The 16,241-nt window shown below is 41.8% G+C and carries 15 protein-coding genes; 9 read left to right on the forward strand and 6 right to left on the reverse strand.

The features are described from left to right. The first annotated feature begins 4 nt into the window (after nt 1-4). Both ACPEEM_RS00335 and mfd read left to right on the forward strand, forming a co-directional pair. Nucleotides 5-211: a DUF5363 family protein gene (locus tag ACPEEM_RS00335; protein ID WP_424402387.1), complete on the forward strand. Its 207-nt coding sequence runs from the start codon at nt 5-7 to the stop codon at nt 209-211. A 146-nt stretch (nt 212-357) separates the two neighbouring features. Then, nucleotides 358-3,792 (forward strand): transcription-repair coupling factor, encoded by a 3,435-nt coding sequence (gene mfd, locus ACPEEM_RS00340; protein ID WP_424407281.1) that lies wholly within the window; start codon nt 358-360, stop codon nt 3,790-3,792. A 173-nt stretch (nt 3,793-3,965) separates the two neighbouring features. Here mfd and priC read toward each other — a convergent pair whose 3' ends face one another. The 4 genes from priC to gloA all read right to left on the reverse strand — a co-directional run bounded on the left by priC (nt 3,966) and on the right by gloA (nt 7,209). Further along, nucleotides 3,966-4,523 (reverse strand): primosomal replication protein PriC, encoded by a 558-nt coding sequence (priC, locus tag ACPEEM_RS00345; protein ID WP_424407283.1) that lies wholly within the window; start codon nt 4,521-4,523, stop codon nt 3,966-3,968. Nucleotides 4,524-4,566: 43 nt separating this feature from the next. Then, nucleotides 4,567-5,925 carry a Na+/H+ antiporter family protein gene (locus tag ACPEEM_RS00350; RefSeq protein ID WP_424402390.1) on the reverse strand — a complete coding sequence of 453 codons (1,359 nt, stop codon included), beginning with the start codon at nt 5,923-5,925 and terminating at the stop codon, nt 4,567-4,569. A gap of 125 nt (nt 5,926-6,050) precedes the next feature. Continuing rightward, nucleotides 6,051-6,701, reverse strand: coding sequence for a ribonuclease T (gene rnt / locus ACPEEM_RS00355; protein WP_424402391.1), 651 nt, complete (start codon nt 6,699-6,701; stop codon nt 6,051-6,053). A gap of 100 nt (nt 6,702-6,801) precedes the next feature. Continuing rightward, entirely contained in the window at nt 6,802-7,209 is a 408-nt protein-coding gene (gloA, locus tag ACPEEM_RS00360; protein ID WP_424402392.1) for a lactoylglutathione lyase, read from the reverse strand. Between the two features lie 104 nt (nt 7,210-7,313). Between gloA and ACPEEM_RS00365 the strand changes: the two genes are divergently transcribed. Continuing rightward, nucleotides 7,314-9,767, forward strand: a complete 2,454-nt coding sequence (locus ACPEEM_RS00365; protein ID WP_424407285.1) for a GDYXXLXY domain-containing protein — start codon at nt 7,314-7,316, stop codon at nt 9,765-9,767. Between the two features lie 129 nt (nt 9,768-9,896). Here the strand turns inward: ACPEEM_RS00365 and cmoA are convergent, their stop codons facing one another. Then, a complete protein-coding gene (gene cmoA / locus ACPEEM_RS00370; RefSeq protein WP_424407287.1) occupies nt 9,897-10,622 on the reverse strand; it encodes a carboxy-S-adenosyl-L-methionine synthase CmoA in 726 nt (241 codons plus the stop codon). A 67-nt stretch (nt 10,623-10,689) separates the two neighbouring features. Then, nucleotides 10,690-11,208, reverse strand: coding sequence for an isoprenylcysteine carboxyl methyltransferase family protein (locus ACPEEM_RS00375; protein ID WP_424402395.1), 519 nt, complete (start codon nt 11,206-11,208; stop codon nt 10,690-10,692). Nucleotides 11,209-11,424: 216 nt separating this feature from the next. Between ACPEEM_RS00375 and aspS the strand changes: the two genes are divergently transcribed. From aspS to ruvC, 6 genes are all read left to right on the forward strand, one after another. Then, nucleotides 11,425-13,197 (forward strand): aspartate--tRNA ligase, encoded by a 1,773-nt coding sequence (gene aspS, locus ACPEEM_RS00380; protein ID WP_424407289.1) that lies wholly within the window; start codon nt 11,425-11,427, stop codon nt 13,195-13,197. Nucleotides 13,198-13,254: 57 nt separating this feature from the next. Next, complete coding sequence (locus ACPEEM_RS00385) at nt 13,255-13,617, forward strand: hypothetical protein (protein WP_424402397.1); 363 nt, start codon at nt 13,255-13,257, stop codon at nt 13,615-13,617. Nucleotides 13,618-13,800: 183 nt separating this feature from the next. Continuing rightward, nucleotides 13,801-14,247: a dihydroneopterin triphosphate diphosphatase gene (gene nudB, locus ACPEEM_RS00390; protein WP_424408273.1), complete on the forward strand. Its 447-nt coding sequence runs from the start codon at nt 13,801-13,803 to the stop codon at nt 14,245-14,247. A 76-nt stretch (nt 14,248-14,323) separates the two neighbouring features. Beyond that, the gene (locus tag ACPEEM_RS00395; protein WP_424402398.1) at nt 14,324-15,064 is read left to right on the forward strand and encodes a YebC/PmpR family DNA-binding transcriptional regulator; all 741 of its coding nucleotides are present in this window, start codon (nt 14,324-14,326) and stop codon (nt 15,062-15,064) included. An 89-nt stretch (nt 15,065-15,153) separates the two neighbouring features. Further along, complete coding sequence (locus ACPEEM_RS00400) at nt 15,154-15,579, forward strand: hypothetical protein (RefSeq protein WP_424402399.1); 426 nt, start codon at nt 15,154-15,156, stop codon at nt 15,577-15,579. A 70-nt stretch (nt 15,580-15,649) separates the two neighbouring features. Next, nucleotides 15,650-16,225 carry a crossover junction endodeoxyribonuclease RuvC gene (ruvC, locus tag ACPEEM_RS00405; protein ID WP_424405385.1) on the forward strand — a complete coding sequence of 192 codons (576 nt, stop codon included), beginning with the start codon at nt 15,650-15,652 and terminating at the stop codon, nt 16,223-16,225. Nucleotides 16,226-16,241 lie beyond the last annotated feature (16 nt).

The following is a 16,241-nucleotide window of genomic DNA, read 5'->3' on the forward strand; positions in this document are numbered from 1 at the left end:
TCACATGGAACAACAAAAAAAGAAAAGTGTATTACGCCGAGCATGGGAGGCGTATAACCAGTTTTGCCGAGAAATTGGCGTTGAGCGAGGCGGTGGCAGAGGTTGTTGTTGTGTGCCAGTGGTGAAATTTGATGAAGATTGGACAAAAGAAGAAAAAGCCGCCATGAAAGCCCAAAAAGAAAAGGCAGAAAAGGGCAAGGTTGAAAAATAAGGCGTTGTCTACCTAATTTTCTCTTTTGGTACTACCTACATTACTGGCTTTTTATACAGAGTTGACGTTGGAAATGAAGTGAAATTGAGCTACACTATGGCTCATCTTTTGACTTTCTTTTCATTGAACAAACAACGCATCCTACTATGACTCATTATTTTAATCTTGATATTCCTTCCCAACCTCATGATCATAAAATTCTCGGCAATGTACTCATTGGTGCAGATGGGGTGGCGATTGCTGAAATTGCCTCTCAGCACTCAGGTTTGACTGTCGTCATCACCGCCGACACCCGAAGTGCGGTGCGTTTGGAAAAAGTTTTATCACAATTTAGCCCCCAGCCAGTGTGTTTTTTCCCTGATTGGGAAACCTTGCCTTATGATGCCTTTTCACCCCATCAAGAGATCATCTCCACCCGTTTAAGCACCCTTTTCCAATTACAACATCAAGAAAAAGGCATTGTGATTTTGCCCATCAGCACCCTAATGCAGCGTTTATGCCCACCGACTTTTTTGCACCATAACTTGTTGTTAATTAAAAAAGGGGATCGCTTACAGATTAACAAAATGCGTTTAAACCTCGACAGTGCGGGCTATCGTGCGGTGGAGCAAGTGTTGGAGCACGGTGAATATGCGGTGCGTGGTGCCTTGCTGGATCTTTTCCCAATGGGAAGCGATGTGCCTTTTCGTTTAGATTTTTTTGACGATGAAATTGATTCTATCCGCACTTTTGATGTAGATACCCAACGCACGCTGGAAGAAATCGACGCTATTCATTTATTGCCTGCCCACGAGTTTCCTACGGATGAAAAAGGCATTGAATTTTTCCGTACCCAATTTCGGGAAACCTTTGGGGAAATTCGTCGTGATCCCGAACATATTTATCAACAGGTGAGCAAAGGCACCTTAATTTCAGGGATTGAATATTGGCAACCTTTGTTTTTTGAACAGATGGCGACCTTATTTGATTACTTGCCTGCCAACAGCCTTTTCCTTGATGTTGGCGATATTCAGACGCAAGGGGAACGGTTTTATCAAGATGCGGCGCAACGTTATGAAAGTCGCAAAGTGGATCCTATGCGTCCATTGTTGCCCCCTGAACGCTTATGGTTGCGCGTGGAAGAGGTGAACCGCACGCTCAAAAACTATCCAAGACTCAGTTTAAAACAAGAGAAAATTCGTGCCTCGGCACGTCAAACAAATTTGCCAGTGCAACCTTTGCCACCGTTGGCGATTCAATCGCAACAGAAAGAACCATTGCAAGCATTACGCCAATTTAACGAACAATTTCAGGGCAATCTGGTGTTTTCCGTGGAAACGGAAGGGCGACGTGAAACCTTGCTTGACTTGCTGGCGCCACTGAAAATAAAACCGCAGAAATTAACCGCACTTGCCGCCGCCAAAGAAAAATGTAATGTGTTGATCAGCGCCTTGGAAAACGGTTTTATTTTGCAACAGGCGCCACCGTTGGCGGTGATCACCGAAACGGAATTATTAGGCGAACGTGTGCAACAGCGTAGCCGTGATAAACGTAAATCCGTTAATCCTGATACCTTAATCCGCAACCTTGCGGAGCTGAAAATTGGGCAACCTGTGGTGCATTTAGACCACGGCGTGGGGCGTTATGCAGGTTTAGTTACCCTCGAAAACGGCGGCATTACGGCAGAATATTTGCTGTTAAATTATGCTAATGAATCCAAATTATATGTCCCAGTGGCATCTTTGCATTTAATCAGTCGTTATGTGGGCGGTTCCGATGAAACTGCACCATTGCATAAATTGGGCAGTGATGCGTGGGGGCGTGCTCGCCAAAAAGCGGCGGAAAAAATTCGTGATGTGGCGGCCGAATTGCTGGATGTGTATGCTCAACGTGAAGCACAAAAAGGCTTTGCCTTCCATTATGATCGTGAAGCCTTCCAACAATTTGCTGCCACTTTCCCCTTTGAAGAAACCCTCGATCAAGAAATGGCGATCAATGCGGTCATTTCGGATATGTGTCAGCCGAAGGCAATGGATCGTTTAGTCTGTGGGGATGTGGGCTTTGGCAAAACCGAAGTGGCAATGCGTGCGGCATTTTTAGCGGTGATGAATCACAAGCAAGTAGCGGTGTTAGTGCCCACCACGCTACTGGCACAACAACATTTTGAGAACTTTAAAGATCGTTTTGCCAATTTACCGATTAATGTGGAGGTGCTTTCTCGTTTTAAAACGGCGAAAGAACAAAAAGCCATATTGGAAAATTTAGCACAAGGCAAAATTGATATTTTGATTGGCACGCACAAACTGATTCAATCTGACGTGCAATTTAAAGACTTGGGCTTACTGGTGATTGATGAAGAACACCGTTTCGGCGTGCGACAAAAAGAACGTATTAAACAGCTTCGTGCCAATATTGATATTCTCACTTTAACCGCAACGCCAATTCCAAGAACCCTCAATATGGCGATGCACGGCATTCGGGATTTATCCATTATTTCAACACCGCCCGCACGCCGTTTAACCATTAAAACCTTTGTTAAACAAGCAGACGACGCCATTATTCGAGAGGCAATCTTGCGTGAGATTTTACGTGGTGGTCAGGTCTATTACTTGCATAACGATGTGGCAAGCATCGAGAATTGTGCACAAAAATTAGCGGAGCGAGTTCCCGAAGCTCGCATTACCATTGGACACGGACAAATGCGAGAGCGTGAGCTTGAACGTGTGATGTCGGATTTTTATCACCAACGCTTCAATGTGTTAGTGTGTTCCACCATTATTGAAACGGGCATTGATGTGCCCACTGCCAACACCATCATTATTGAACGTGCAGATAACTTTGGTTTAGCCCAATTGCACCAACTGCGAGGTCGGGTGGGGCGTTCGCATCATCAGGCGTATGCGTATTTATTAACGCCACCACCAAAAGCCATGACCAAAGATGCCCAAAAACGTCTGGAAGCATTGGAGAGTTTAGATAATTTAGGGGCAGGCTTTATTCTTGCCACTCATGATTTAGAAATTCGAGGGGCGGGAGAATTGCTCGGCTCAGAGCAAAGTGGACAAATTGAGTCCATCGGTTTTTCCCTGTATATGGATTTACTGGAAAGTGCAGTGAATGCCTTAAAAGCAGGGCGTGAGCCATCTCTTGATGAATTAACCCAACAACAAGTGGAAATTGATTTACGCTTGCCAGCTTTGTTGCCAGAGGATTATGTCGGTGATGTGAATATGCGGTTGTCCTTCTATAAACGCATTGCAGGCGCAGAAAATAAACAGGCGTTAGATGAACTTAAAGTCGAACTTATCGACCGTTTCGGCATGCTCCCCGAAGCCACCCGTAATTTATTCCAAATCGCCCAGTTACGCCAAATGGCAAAAACGCTGCAAATTCATAAAATCGACGCTAACGCCCAAGGGGGATTTATTGAATTTGCCGCCAATGCAGATTTAGACCCAATGAAATTCTTGCAATTAATCCAAACAGAACCAACGGTTTACCGCTTCGACGGCCCAACCAAATTCCGTTTTACGAAAACCTTTGAAAGCCATAAAGTGCGGTTAGATTTTGTGGAGAATTTAATGGCACAAATCAGTCATTAATAGAGATTGAAAAGAACCTCAAGGATAGTGCTCGTCTGTGACGAGTGCTTTTAACGAATTAGGTGTTTAAAAGGCACTCGTGTGGACACGAGCGCCATCGGGGAGTATTGAACTCATGGCATATTCAGCAACGTGTTGGGGAAGGGTGTTTATTTGCTGTGAGGTGGGGAGGTTTAAGGCTTCGGTGCGGATTTTTTGCCTTTGATGCGTAAATATTCTTCTAGGCTTTCAATGGCATTTAAACATTTAGTTCGGCGTTGTTGGTTAAAGGCAATGCGTTGTTGCAGTTGGTATTGCAATGTAGGGTCGTTACATTTGTCCTTTTGGTCTTCATAATCGGTGATTTTCTGATTTAATGCATGTAGGGCAGTGTAGTATTGGCTTAACCGTTCACGTGGTGGCAAGCGGTGAATGTGAGATTTGTCTGCTTGAGTGAGCACGGGGGCGGTGGCTTTGTGGTTTGCTGTCAAGGTGTCAGACAGGGCAACATATTGTGAAAGCAATTTTTCGATGATAAAGCCACAACATTCCACTTCATTATCTTTAAGTTGGGCTAATTGCTGTATTGTGTTTTGAATTTGTTGAAAATAAAAGGCGTAGGTTTGGTTATTCTCGCTAAAAAGTTGTGGGTCGAAATCTGTTTGAAGGCGTTGGTTTTTTTTGTGGGCGACTTGTTGGTAAAGTTGGCTCACTTTTTGGCTAAGTTGGGCAATGAGTTCGTTTTTTGTCATACGTTTCGGTGAAAAGAATCCTCCCAAATGGGAGGATTTTTGATTAAAGATACATGGCGGCTAACCAGCCAAAAATGATTAATGGGATATTATAGTGAATAAATGTCGGCACGACAGAATCCCAAATATGGTCATGTTTCCCGTCAGCATTAAGACCTGAGGTTGGGCCTAAAGTCGAGTCAGAAGCAGGTGAGCCTGCATCACCTAATGCCGCAGATACGCCGATAATGGATACTGTTGCAAGTGGTGAGAAACCTAATGACAAGCAAAGTGGCACATAAATTGAGGTAATGATTGGTACCGTTGAGAATGATGAACCGATCCCCATGGTGATAAATAAGCCCACTAATAACATTAAGAAGGCAGCCAGTCCTTTGCTGTTTGGTCCGATACCTTGGCTGAAGGTTTCAACTAATACGGTCACGCCACCTGTGGTATTGATGACATTGGCAAAACCTGATGCAGCGATCATAACAAAACCGATCATTGCCATTAGGCGTAAACCACGTTGGAAGATATCGTTACTTTCTTTTAATTTGAAAATACCGCACAGTGCAAAAATAATTAAACCGGCTAATCCGCCAATAATGGTTGAGCTAGTGAAGAGTTGTAATGCAAAAGTGACCACAATGGCGACTAAACTCGCCCCGACATGGAAGGGTTTAATGTTCGTAATGTGTGCTTCAATTTCATCGGTACTGACTTCTGTTTGGCTCGATACGTATTCTCTTGGTTTACGGTAAGTAATAAAGACGGCTGTTAATAAGCCTAAAATCATGCCAACAACAGGGACAGTCATGGCTAATGACACTTCTGCGACAGTGGTCTGTAAACCTAAAGTGGCACCTGCTTCATTGATGTTTTTGACCAATACGCTTTCAATAAAGATTTTACCGAACCCGACAGGCAGTAACATATAGGTTGCCGTTAAACCGAAGGTTAATACGCAAGCGACAGCACGGCGATCTAATTTTAATTTATTGAAAATCACTAAAAGAGGTGGGATCACAATAGGGATAAAGGCAATATGTACGGGGAGTAAGTTTTGTGATGAAATGGCGAACAGGGTCAAAATGGCTAAAATAAAATATTTAAAACCAAATAACGAACGCCCAGTTGGCGTGCCGCCTAAACGTTTAATCACTTTATATGCCAGTAAATCGGTAATACCTGATTTAGAGATGGCGACTGCAAAGGCACCTAAAATAGCGTAGTTCATCGCCACTTCAGCCCCACCGCCTAATCCGTTGGTAAAGGTTTTAATGGTTTCACTGATTCCTAAATTGCCTGTTAAACCCGCCACTAACGCAGAAATCACGAGTGCGATCACGACGTTAATACGTAATAAGCTGAGTACGAGTAACACAACAATGGAAATCACAACAGGGTTAGATAATAACATTGAGTTTGTCCTTAGGTTATTTTTTAGAAGGAATTTCTAAATTTACTAAAAAAAATTTTTTTGTCTAGCCACTTCCGAGAAAAAACAATCGGATTGAGTTGTCGATGATAATGATAACCCCGTCGTTACGTGGGTTGATGTGGAAAACCGCCTAATGCTTTGAAATGGTTGACCATATAGCAAAAGAGTTCTGCAGTGCGTTCCGTATCATACAGAGCTGAATGGGCTTGTTTACCATCAAACGGGATGTTAGCCGCTTGGCACGCTTTAACTAAGACCGTTTGTCCGAACATGAAACCACTTAAGGTTGCCGTATCAAAAAGACCAAAAGGATGAAAAGGATTGCGTTTAATTTTTGTCCGTTCTGCGGCAGCCATGACAAAACTCTGATCGAAGGCGGCATTATGTGCCACAATAATGGAACGTTGGCATTCTGCGTTTTTTTGTGCTTTTCTCACCATTTTAAACATTTCACTAATGGCGATGTCTTCACTTACCGCACCTCGTAGAGGATTGTGGATATCAATCCCGTTAAATTGTAAGGATTCTGGATTAATATTGGCACCAGGGAAAGGTTCAATGTGGAAGTGGCATTTTTGATCGGGTTCAAGTTGACCATTTTCATTCATTTTTAAGGTGATCGCCGCTAATTCAAGTAACGCATCTGTTTTGGCATTAAATCCTGCGGTTTCCACATCAATAATGACAGGGAAATAGCCTCGAAAACGATTTTTTAATAAATGATAATTGGTTGTTTCAGTTTGTTGTTCTGACACCTTATCGTCCTTTTTAAATAAATAAGCGTGGACTTTCGCCACGCTATTGTTGGAATAAAAACCACACAGGATTGTCAACCGTCGATGTGCGGTTAAAAAATTAATTTCCTAGTCCAGCTTGTGCACTTTCGTTTTCAATAAATTCAATTTTATAGCCATCAGGATCTTCTACAAACGCAATCACCGTTTTTCCACCTTTGACAGGACCAGGTTCACGTGTAATTTTTCCCCCTGCTTGGCGTACAGTTTCACAAGTGGCATAAATATCATCCACCCCAATGGCGATATGTCCATAAGCGGTGCCGAGTTCATATTCTGTCACGCCCCAGTTATAGGTTAATTCTAAGACGGAGGCTTTTTCTTCATCGTCATAGCCTAAAAAAGCCAGAGTATATTGATATTCTTCATTTTCACTGGTACGCAGTAAACGCATGCCTAACACATCTTGATAAAATTGAATTGAGCGTGTCAAATCCGTTACACGTAGCATAGTATGTAAAATTCGCATAATTTATCCTCAATGATAGATTAAAAAATGATTGTATTAAGCGGGCGAGATTATGCCATAATTGCGGGGGAAAATCATTAGATTATCAATATAAGGAGCCACCAATGCAAAAAAATCCTTTATTTCACTTATCTTGGTATCAGTATTTAACCCTTTTACTTTTGATGTTTGCGGTGGGCTTTTTTGCAAGTGGTGTCATCACATGGTTGGCGGCAAATTGGGATGATTTCTCAAAACTTCAAAAACTCTATGGCACACAAACGCTATTTCTGATTACTTTTGTATTCGCTGGCTTTTTTTATTATCGAGAAAGCCGAAAATCAGATAGCCGATGGCTCACTTCTTCTTTCTTTTTCTTGCTGGCGGTATTAATTGGTGCACTTTTTGCGTTAATTGGACAAACTTACCAAACGGGGGCAAATGCTTGGCAGCTGTTTGCCTTTTGGTCGCTGTGTCAGCTCCCTTTTGTCTTGCTTTTTCCTAATGTAGCGACCGCCTTGCTCTTGATGGCAACCTGTAATATCACATTCATCTTGTTACAGGACAGTTTTTCTCATGAGATGCACTATGGCTTAGTGGGACTGAATTTTGTGTTTCTTTTGTTGTCGGAATGGGCGGGGAAATATTGGCGAGATGTCACTTGGCGGATTTTGCCAAAATGTAGCACGCTATTATTGGTCTTTTCTTTCTTTTTGTTGTTGTTTCATAACCAGTCCGTTGCTTTGACTTGGCTATTGGTGGCGGGGCTGATTTTTTATTACAAAGCCCGTCGTTTTGATTTTCTCATTCTTGTGATGTTGTTCCTTTACGCCATTGTTAGCCTGAATGTGAAATTCTTTATCGATATTGCGGAGGATCTGGTTGCGGTAACGCTCACTGCCTTTCTCAGTAACCTTGTTGGAATCGGAATATTGAGAAAATGGTTTAAGCAACGATATCCTGAGCAAGAAAAAATCACATGGCATATTTATCCACTCGTGCTTGTGCTGATCGAGTTTTGTAGCCTTTTGTTGCTGGCAACCTTATTTTTTACCTTTAAATTCGATGAAGCACAGGATTTAGCTTATGTTGCAGTCGTGTTTTTCATTATTGCCATTTTTTTACATAATGCACAAATTAAGCATAAAAAAGGCGAATTATGGGGAACCACATTGGATAGCTTCGTTTCAATTGGGGCGACGTTATATTTTATTTCTTTCCTTTTCACGGAATATGAATCACTGCGTTTTTTCACGATGCTGGCGATCTTTGCTTTCTTCTATTGGATTCGTCCAGCCCCTTGGTTACGCTTTTCCCTTGGTGGAGCATGCTTGGTCGGTCTGCTGTTGTTTATTGGTTACTTTGATAACCGAGCCACCGACTCTCTTCTTGCCCCTCTCATTGTGAGTCTGCCTGATAGTTTTATTCTGATCGGCATCATCCTGTATTACTACATTGCTCAGCATGAGGAAAACCCCCGTTCCGATTTTTGGTTACCGATGGTATGGGCAATGATGTTAGTGGGCTTAAATTTGTTCACTATTCATGATCTTGTCTGGCTTACGCACACTGAAATGGCACCTGCCTTGCCTGACGTATCAAGCATCTCAGACTGGTTTCATCTTATTACGTCTGATTTCTTTCGGCATACCACAACCAATGCGTTACTGGTGAAGTTATTGCGACTCATGGTGGCTTTTTCACCGTTAATCTTATTTTGGCGTATTGAACGTTCGGTTAGCACAAAAAATCGGCTGGTCATCATGGTGGGATTCGTGATATTGGGAATCGCTTTAGTGGCGACGAACACTATGTTGGCGTATTTTGCCTTGTTGTTATTGGCGTATTTGAGTCGTAGTCGGATTCTGTTTGCCGTGGCAGTGCTTGGCGTGATGTTCAGTTTATCCCTTTACTATTACCTGTTACTTATTCCCCTGTTACACAAATCTTTCTTACTCATCGGGAGCGGAATGGTGTTTGCGATCATGGCATCGGCGTCTTTCTATCGAACCAATGGGGAAAATGCAGCAACACTTACGCAACAAACCCCATTCACCCCATTGGCATGGCAACCGTTGTCGAAATTCAAACTGGTGATCGCGACTGTTGTCGTATTGGGCATTGGTTTTTTAGCCAATCAAAAAATCATGCAATATGAAGATGTGTTACGCAATGGGGATCCTGTGGTATTAAAAATTGCCCCGTTGGATCCACGTTCGTTGATGCAAGGGGATTATATGCATCTGAATTATGCCATTTTAGATGAGATAAATGGTCTTGATGAAGAGAAGACAGGAACGGCACATCGGATATATGCCTTGTTAAAACGGAATGAGGGGGGCGAGATGGGATTATGCCGATTGACAGAACAAGTGCCGAGTGATTTTTCGGGCTGTGTAGATAAACTCTATTTGCCTGTGAATATGGCGTATCTTTCTCCAAGACTGCCAAGTCAGGATTATTTTTTTGCAGAAGGGAAAGGCGAATATTATGCCCAAGCCGAATATGCCGAATACCGTTTTAAAGACGGGGTGATCTTATTGCATCGTTTGCTCGATAAAGATTTCAATGCCCTTTAATCCAAGAAAAGGCGGTAAAATGTGATTTACCGCCTTTCCTTCCATCTCCACGTTTTGCGGAAAAGCACTTTCGCAAAACTTTTCGCAAAACTTTTCGCAAAATGACCGCACTTTTGGCGATGATTGAGCTTATTTCACCGCAATCATGGAACCAAAATTAAAGCACTGAAACCACAGTTCCACCTGTTGAAAGCCTACCTCCGCTAAACGGGCTTTATGTGTCGCAATGCTGTCTGTTCGCATAACATTTTCAAGTGCGGTACGTTTTTGGCTGACTTCAAGTTCGCTATACCCATTTGCCCGTTTAAATTGGTGATGCAAATCAATCAGTAATGCATTGATGCTTTCCTCTTCGAAACGGAATTTTTCAGATAACACCAACACACCATTGGGATTTAAGCCTTGATAAATATTTTTTAACAACGTCTTACGATCTTCGGGTGGCAAAAATTGCAAGGTGAAATTTAAAATCACCATAGAGGCATTTTCAATGTGAATCCGACGAATATCTTCACAAAGAATCTCCACAGGCACCGCACTTTGATAAGCATTCACATGCTGGCGACAACGCTCAACCATCGGTTGGGAATTATCCACCCCAATAATTTTCACCCCCGCTTGCGTGATATGACGACGTGCCGAAAGTGTAGCTGCACCACGAGAACACCCTAAATCATAGACTTGGCTATTGGGCGTAACAAAGCGAGAGGAGAGCATACCGATAGCGGTAATAATATTCGAGTAACCTGGAATGGAGCGTTGGATCATATCGGGAAAGACTTCTGCCACGCTTTCATCAAAGGTAAAATCCCCCAATTTTTCAATGGGGGCTGAGAAAAGGGTATCTTTGACCATGCTAGTGTTCATTGTTTTGTAAAAAGTGCGGTCATTTTAGAAGAAGTTTTGTGTTATCTCAAATCAATTAAGGATTTTTTAATAAATGCTGCATGGCTTGCTCTTCTTGTTTAATCCGCACAGCAAGAATCACGCCATAAATGGGTAAGCCGATCAACGCCGTATAGGTTGCTTGGCAAAACAGACTTAGCCCAATTAATTCAGGCAAAATATTTAAGAAATAGTTTGGGTGTCTGACATAACGGAAGAGGAACGAACGGTTGATTTTGTGTTCTGGCAGAATATAGATTTTCACGGTCCAAATTTCTTTCAGGGCAGAAATCACATAAAACAGCATGGCAATCGCAAACACTAAAATGGCTAAACCAAGTTGAGAAGTGGCATCGAAGGTGATGTGGCGAAGGTTTGCCTCGGTGATAGCAGCCACATAAAATAAAATATGGGCGGCAGATAACAAGGCAGAGTTACGTTTGCCATACTGAACTGCCCCTTTTTCGATTAAACGTTTTTCATTTTTGATGGAAATAGAAAGGCTATAAAAGCGAATGGCTAAAATCAGTGCAAAAATAAGATTAATAAATAACATGAATGTCCTCCTTTACTTAATTGTAATAGTCTATAAAGCCGCTTAAATGTAGCAAATTGTTCTAATAAATGCATTAAATACAGAAGAATTTTCTTTAAACTAAGGAAAATGCAGTACCTATTGAATGTTTTGCAAACACAAATAACCTTTTTATATGGTTTGATTTTCAGCTATAATTAAAACAATTTTTGTATGTGTAAAATAAAGGAATTTGACATGATGCGAACACATTATTGCGGAGCATTAAACCGTGAAAATATTGGGCAAGAGGTAACATTAAGTGGTTGGGTGCATCGTCGCCGTGATTTAGGTGGGTTGATTTTTATTGATATGCGTGATCGTGATGGCATTGTGCAAGTGTGTTTTGATCCAAAATATCAAGATGCCCTTAGCGCTGCCGCCAGTTTGCGTAACGAGTTTTGTATTCAAATTAAAGGGGAAGTGATTGCACGCCCTGATAATCAAATTAACAAAAATATGGCAACGGGCGAAGTGGAAGTGTTAGCCAAAGCCCTTTCGATCTATAACAGTGCCGAGCCATTGCCGCTGGATTTTAATCAAAATAATACCGAAGAACAGCGTTTAAAATACCGTTATTTAGATTTACGTCGTCCAGAAATGGCACAACGTTTGAAAACCCGTGCCAAAATCACCAGTTTTGTCCGTCGTTTTATGGATGATAATGGTTTTCTTGATATTGAAACCCCAATGTTAACCAAAGCCACGCCAGAAGGGGCACGCGATTATTTGGTGCCAAGCCGTGTACACAAAGGCAAATTCTATGCCTTGCCACAATCACCACAATTGTTTAAACAGCTTTTGATGATGTCTGGCTTTGATCGTTACTATCAAATTGTGAAATGTTTCCGAGATGAAGATTTACGCGCCGACCGTCAACCTGAATTTACCCAAATTGATGTGGAAACCTCCTTTTTAACCGCTCCAGAAGTGCGTGCCATTATGGAAAAAATGGTGCGTGGTTTATGGCAAGACATTATTGGTGTGGATTTAGGGCACTTCCCAGTAATGACTTTCGCAGAAGCGATGCGTCGTTTTGGTTCTGATAAACCTGATTTACGTAACCCGTTAGAAATGGTGGATGTGGCAGATTTGTTGAAAGAGGTGGATTTCAAAGTCTTTAGTGGTCCTGCCAATGATCCAAATGGACGCATTGCGGTGATCCGTGTACCTAATGGTGCAACCATTACCCGCAAACAAATTGATGAATATACGCAGTTTGTGGGTATTTATGGTGCAAAAGGCTTGGCGTGGTTAAAAGTGAACGATTTGGCGGCAGGCATGGAAGGCGTTCAAAGCCCGATTGCGAAGTTCTTATCTGAGCCTGTTTTAAAAGCCTTGTTAGAACGAGTACAAGCACAAAATGGCGATATTTTATTCTTCGGTGCGGACAGCTACAAAGTGGCAACGGATGCAATGGGGGCATTGCGTTTGAAATTAGGGCGTGATTTAGGATTAACTAAACTGGATGAATGGCAGCCACTTTGGGTAATCGACTTCCCAATGTTTGAATTGGATGATGAAGGCGGCTTGGCTGCGATGCACCACCCGTTCACTTCACCAAAAGATTTCACCCCAGCTGAACTTGAAGCGAATCCAACCGCCGCCGTTGCCAATGCCTATGATATGGTCATTAATGGCTATGAAGTGGGGGGCGGTTCTGTGCGTATTTTTGATCAAAAAATGCAACAAACCGTGTTCCGTATTTTAGGTATCAATGAAGAGGAACAGCGTGAAAAATTTGGCTTCTTACTCGATGCCTTAAAATTTGGCACACCACCACACGCAGGTCTTGCCTTTGGGTTAGATCGCTTAACCATGTTGTTAACGGGAACAGAAAATATCCGTGATGTGATTGCTTTCCCGAAAACCACAGCTGCAGCCTGTTTAATGACAGATGCACCAAGTATGGCAAATCCACAAGCGTTAACGGAATTGGCAATTGCGGTGCAAAAAGACATAAAAGCGTAGTGAATCAATGTGGGCATGTTGCCCACATTATTTATGTAACACATAAGGGTAATATTCATGAGAAGACCATATGATATGTATATTTTGCCTTGTATCTTAGTCATTCTCTTTGTACAAGGACTTGTTGGTATTCTTCAAGAGCTTTTTATTTTTAAGCTCAGTGATGTATTTTCAAGCTTTTATCTTTTATTTAACTATACGATAATCCTAGCCTTATTGTTTTTGATGATCAGTTCGGCAATTTTGATTTTTCTTGGGCGTAATCTAGGCCGATTACTGTATTTGATTTTAGTGATTTTAGTGTTTAGCGGTTCAATGTTACTGAACATCGACAAAGTAACCTTGATTGCAGGGGGAATTATTTTCTTAATCAGTATTTGGAGCTTATTTAGACCTGAATGTGATCAATTCTTTATGTGAGCGAAAGCATAACGTCCCCAAAACACAGCAAAAGCACCGCAATCAGTCTAGCAAATTACCTTATCAATCAACGAATGAAGGGTGATAAAATACGCCGTTTTGCATAACGGTGATGAAAGTGCGGTCTATTTTGAAGGTGTTTTATCATCTCTTTTTGCTTTCAACACATTATTCAATATCAGCATGAAAACGTATAAAAATCCTATCTCCGTCTTAGTGGTCATTTATGCACAAGATTCTGGGCGTGTGTTAATGTTGCAACGCCAAGATGATCCCAGTTTTTGGCAGTCCGTCACGGGCTCGTTAGAGCCTGATGAAATGCCTTTACAAGCCGCCTGTCGAGAAGTTCAAGAGGAAATAGGCATTAATATAATTGAAGAAAACTTAGCGATTTTTGATTGTCATGAATGGATAGCGTTTGAAATTTTTCCTCATTTCCGCTATAAATACGCACCTGATGTCACACATTGTATTGAACATTGGTTTTTATTGGCGTTACCTCATGAAAGAACGCCTCGCTTAGCAGAACATTTAGCGTTTAAATGGTTAACACCAAGTGAAGCGGCAAAGCTAACAAAATCTTGGAATAACCAAGCATTAATTGAAAAATATTTATTGAAGTCGTATTGAACTAAACAAGTGCGTTGGAAATTAAAGAAAAAAAGACCGCACTTTTTTTATTCAGATTAAAGAAGGAAATTGAACAATGGCAGGTCATAGTAAGTGGGCTAATATTAAACACCGCAAAGCAGCACAAGATGCACAACGTGGAAAAATTTTCACTAAATTAATTCGTGAGTTAGTGACTGCAGCAAAATTAGGTGGGGGCGATGTCAGTGCTAACCCACGTTTACGTACAGCGGTGGATAAAGCATTATCAAGCAATATGACAAGAGACACGATTAACCGTGCAATTGAGCGTGGTGTCGGTGGTGGCGATGACACTAACATGGAAACCAAAGTGTATGAAGGTTATGGACCAGGTGGCACAGCCGTCATGGTTGAGTGTTTAAGTGATAATGCGAATCGTACTATCTCACAAGTTCGTCCAAGTTTCACAAAATGTGGCGGAAACTTAGGCACAGAAGGCTCTGTGGGTTATTTGTTCAGTAAAAAAGGGTTGATTTTGATCGCGTCAGGTGATGAAGATGTGATCATGGAAGCCGCAATTGAAGCAGGAGCCGATGATGTTCAGGCTCAAGAAGATGGTAGCTTTGAAATCTATACCGCATGGGAAGAATTAGGTGCGGTGCGTGATGGCATTGAAGCAGCTGGGATTAAAATTGATAACGCGGAAGTCAGCATGATTCCTTCTACCACCGTAGAATTGGATGCGGAAACCGCCCCTAAATTGTTAAGACTCATCGATATGCTCGAAGATTGTGATGACGTGCAAAACGTTTATCATAATGGTGAAATTAGCGATGAAGTTGCGGCAATGCTATAAATTTTTGCTATTCAATAAAACTTATTGAATTATTTTTTGTCTAAGTGTTGCATGATTCATGCAATCTATCATTTATTTTAGGAGAATTTATGAAACTAACTAAACTTTTTGCAAGCTTAATGGTAATCGGTGCATTGACTGCTTGTTCTCAAAGTGCAAATTCTGAAATCAAATCTGCGACTCAAAAAGCTGCAGAAATGGTGAAAGCTCAACCAACCTTTGAAACAGCCGCTTACTTCTGCGATGTACGAGGTAAAAAGAATCAAGTTGTTTCTGCAACATATGCATTCGTAAATGGTAAAGCGGACAGTGCTACTATCACGATTAACCGTAAAGTTGTTGGTCAAGAAATGAAACTTGACACGGCTTACCAAGACGGCGTTCGCTTTGTGGAAGGTCAAAAAGTTTGGTCTCTTGACTATGGTTTTGCGGCAAATACTGTAAACAGCACAGCTGCTGTGATGTTTACTGACAACAACAAAATCTTAGCGAAGAACTGTGTTAATGCTAAATAATTTGTCTAAGTAGATAAAAAAGAATGGATTTACAGTAAAATGTAGATCCATTTATTTTTTGGGGAAAAGTATGGCAATTATTTTGGGTATTGACCCAGGATCTCGAGTGACGGGTTATGGTGTGATTCGCCAAACTGGTCGTCAGTTAGCGTATCTTGGCAGTGGTGTGATTCGAACCTCTGTGGAAGATCTCCCAACACGCTTAAAACGAATTTATGCTGGCGTAAACGAGATCATTTTACAATTTCAACCTGAAATGTTTGCGATTGAAGAGGTATTTTTAGCCAAGAATGCCAATTCCGCATTGAAACTTGGGCAGGCGAGAGGGGCGGCGATTGTCGCAGCCGTCAATCAAGAGTTACCTGTTTTTGAATATGCAGCCCGCCTTGTGAAACAAACCGTGGTTGGGATAGGGTCTGCGGATAAAGTACAAGTGCAGGATATGGTGATGCGAATTCTTAAACTGTCTGAAAAACCCCAAGCCGATGCAGCAGATGCGTTAGCCATTGCGATTACACATGCTCATTCTATTCAACATAGTTTTCATGTCGCCAATGCGGCAAATCACACAAGCAAAACCCCTGAAAAAATGACCGCACTTTTAAAGGCGAGATATAGTCGAGGGCGTTTTCGCTTAAAAATTTAACTGGATATTCATCCAG

The sequence above is a fragment of the Pasteurella pantherarum genome (assembly GCF_049670885.1).
Lineage (GTDB): Bacteria > Pseudomonadota > Gammaproteobacteria > Enterobacterales > Pasteurellaceae > Pasteurella.

Excerpts from the sequence above, each read along its gene's own strand:
- gloA (WP_424402392.1), bottom strand. The coding sequence starts at position 7,209 with ATGCGAATTTTACATACTATGCTACGTGTAACGGATTTGACACGCTCA.
- ACPEEM_RS00395 (WP_424402398.1), top strand. The coding sequence starts at position 14,324 with ATGGCAGGTCATAGTAAGTGGGCTAATATTAAACACCGCAAAGCAGCA.
- mfd (WP_424407281.1), top strand. The coding sequence starts at position 358 with ATGACTCATTATTTTAATCTTGATATTCCTTCCCAACCTCATGATCAT.
- ruvC (WP_424405385.1), top strand. The coding sequence starts at position 15,650 with ATGGCAATTATTTTGGGTATTGACCCAGGATCTCGAGTGACGGGTTAT.
- ACPEEM_RS00365 (WP_424407285.1), top strand. The coding sequence starts at position 7,314 with ATGCAAAAAAATCCTTTATTTCACTTATCTTGGTATCAGTATTTAACC.
- ACPEEM_RS00400 (WP_424402399.1), top strand. The coding sequence starts at position 15,154 with ATGAAACTAACTAAACTTTTTGCAAGCTTAATGGTAATCGGTGCATTG.
- cmoA (WP_424407287.1), bottom strand. The coding sequence starts at position 10,622 with ATGGTCAAAGATACCCTTTTCTCAGCCCCCATTGAAAAATTGGGGGAT.
- ACPEEM_RS00335 (WP_424402387.1), top strand. The coding sequence starts at position 5 with ATGGAACAACAAAAAAAGAAAAGTGTATTACGCCGAGCATGGGAGGCG.
- aspS (WP_424407289.1), top strand. The coding sequence starts at position 11,425 with ATGATGCGAACACATTATTGCGGAGCATTAAACCGTGAAAATATTGGG.
- ACPEEM_RS00385 (WP_424402397.1), top strand. The coding sequence starts at position 13,255 with ATGAGAAGACCATATGATATGTATATTTTGCCTTGTATCTTAGTCATT.
- priC (WP_424407283.1), bottom strand. The coding sequence starts at position 4,523 with ATGACAAAAAACGAACTCATTGCCCAACTTAGCCAAAAAGTGAGCCAA.
- ACPEEM_RS00350 (WP_424402390.1), bottom strand. The coding sequence starts at position 5,925 with ATGTTATTATCTAACCCTGTTGTGATTTCCATTGTTGTGTTACTCGTA.
- nudB (WP_424408273.1), top strand. The coding sequence starts at position 13,801 with ATGAAAACGTATAAAAATCCTATCTCCGTCTTAGTGGTCATTTATGCA.
- ACPEEM_RS00375 (WP_424402395.1), bottom strand. The coding sequence starts at position 11,208 with ATGTTATTTATTAATCTTATTTTTGCACTGATTTTAGCCATTCGCTTT.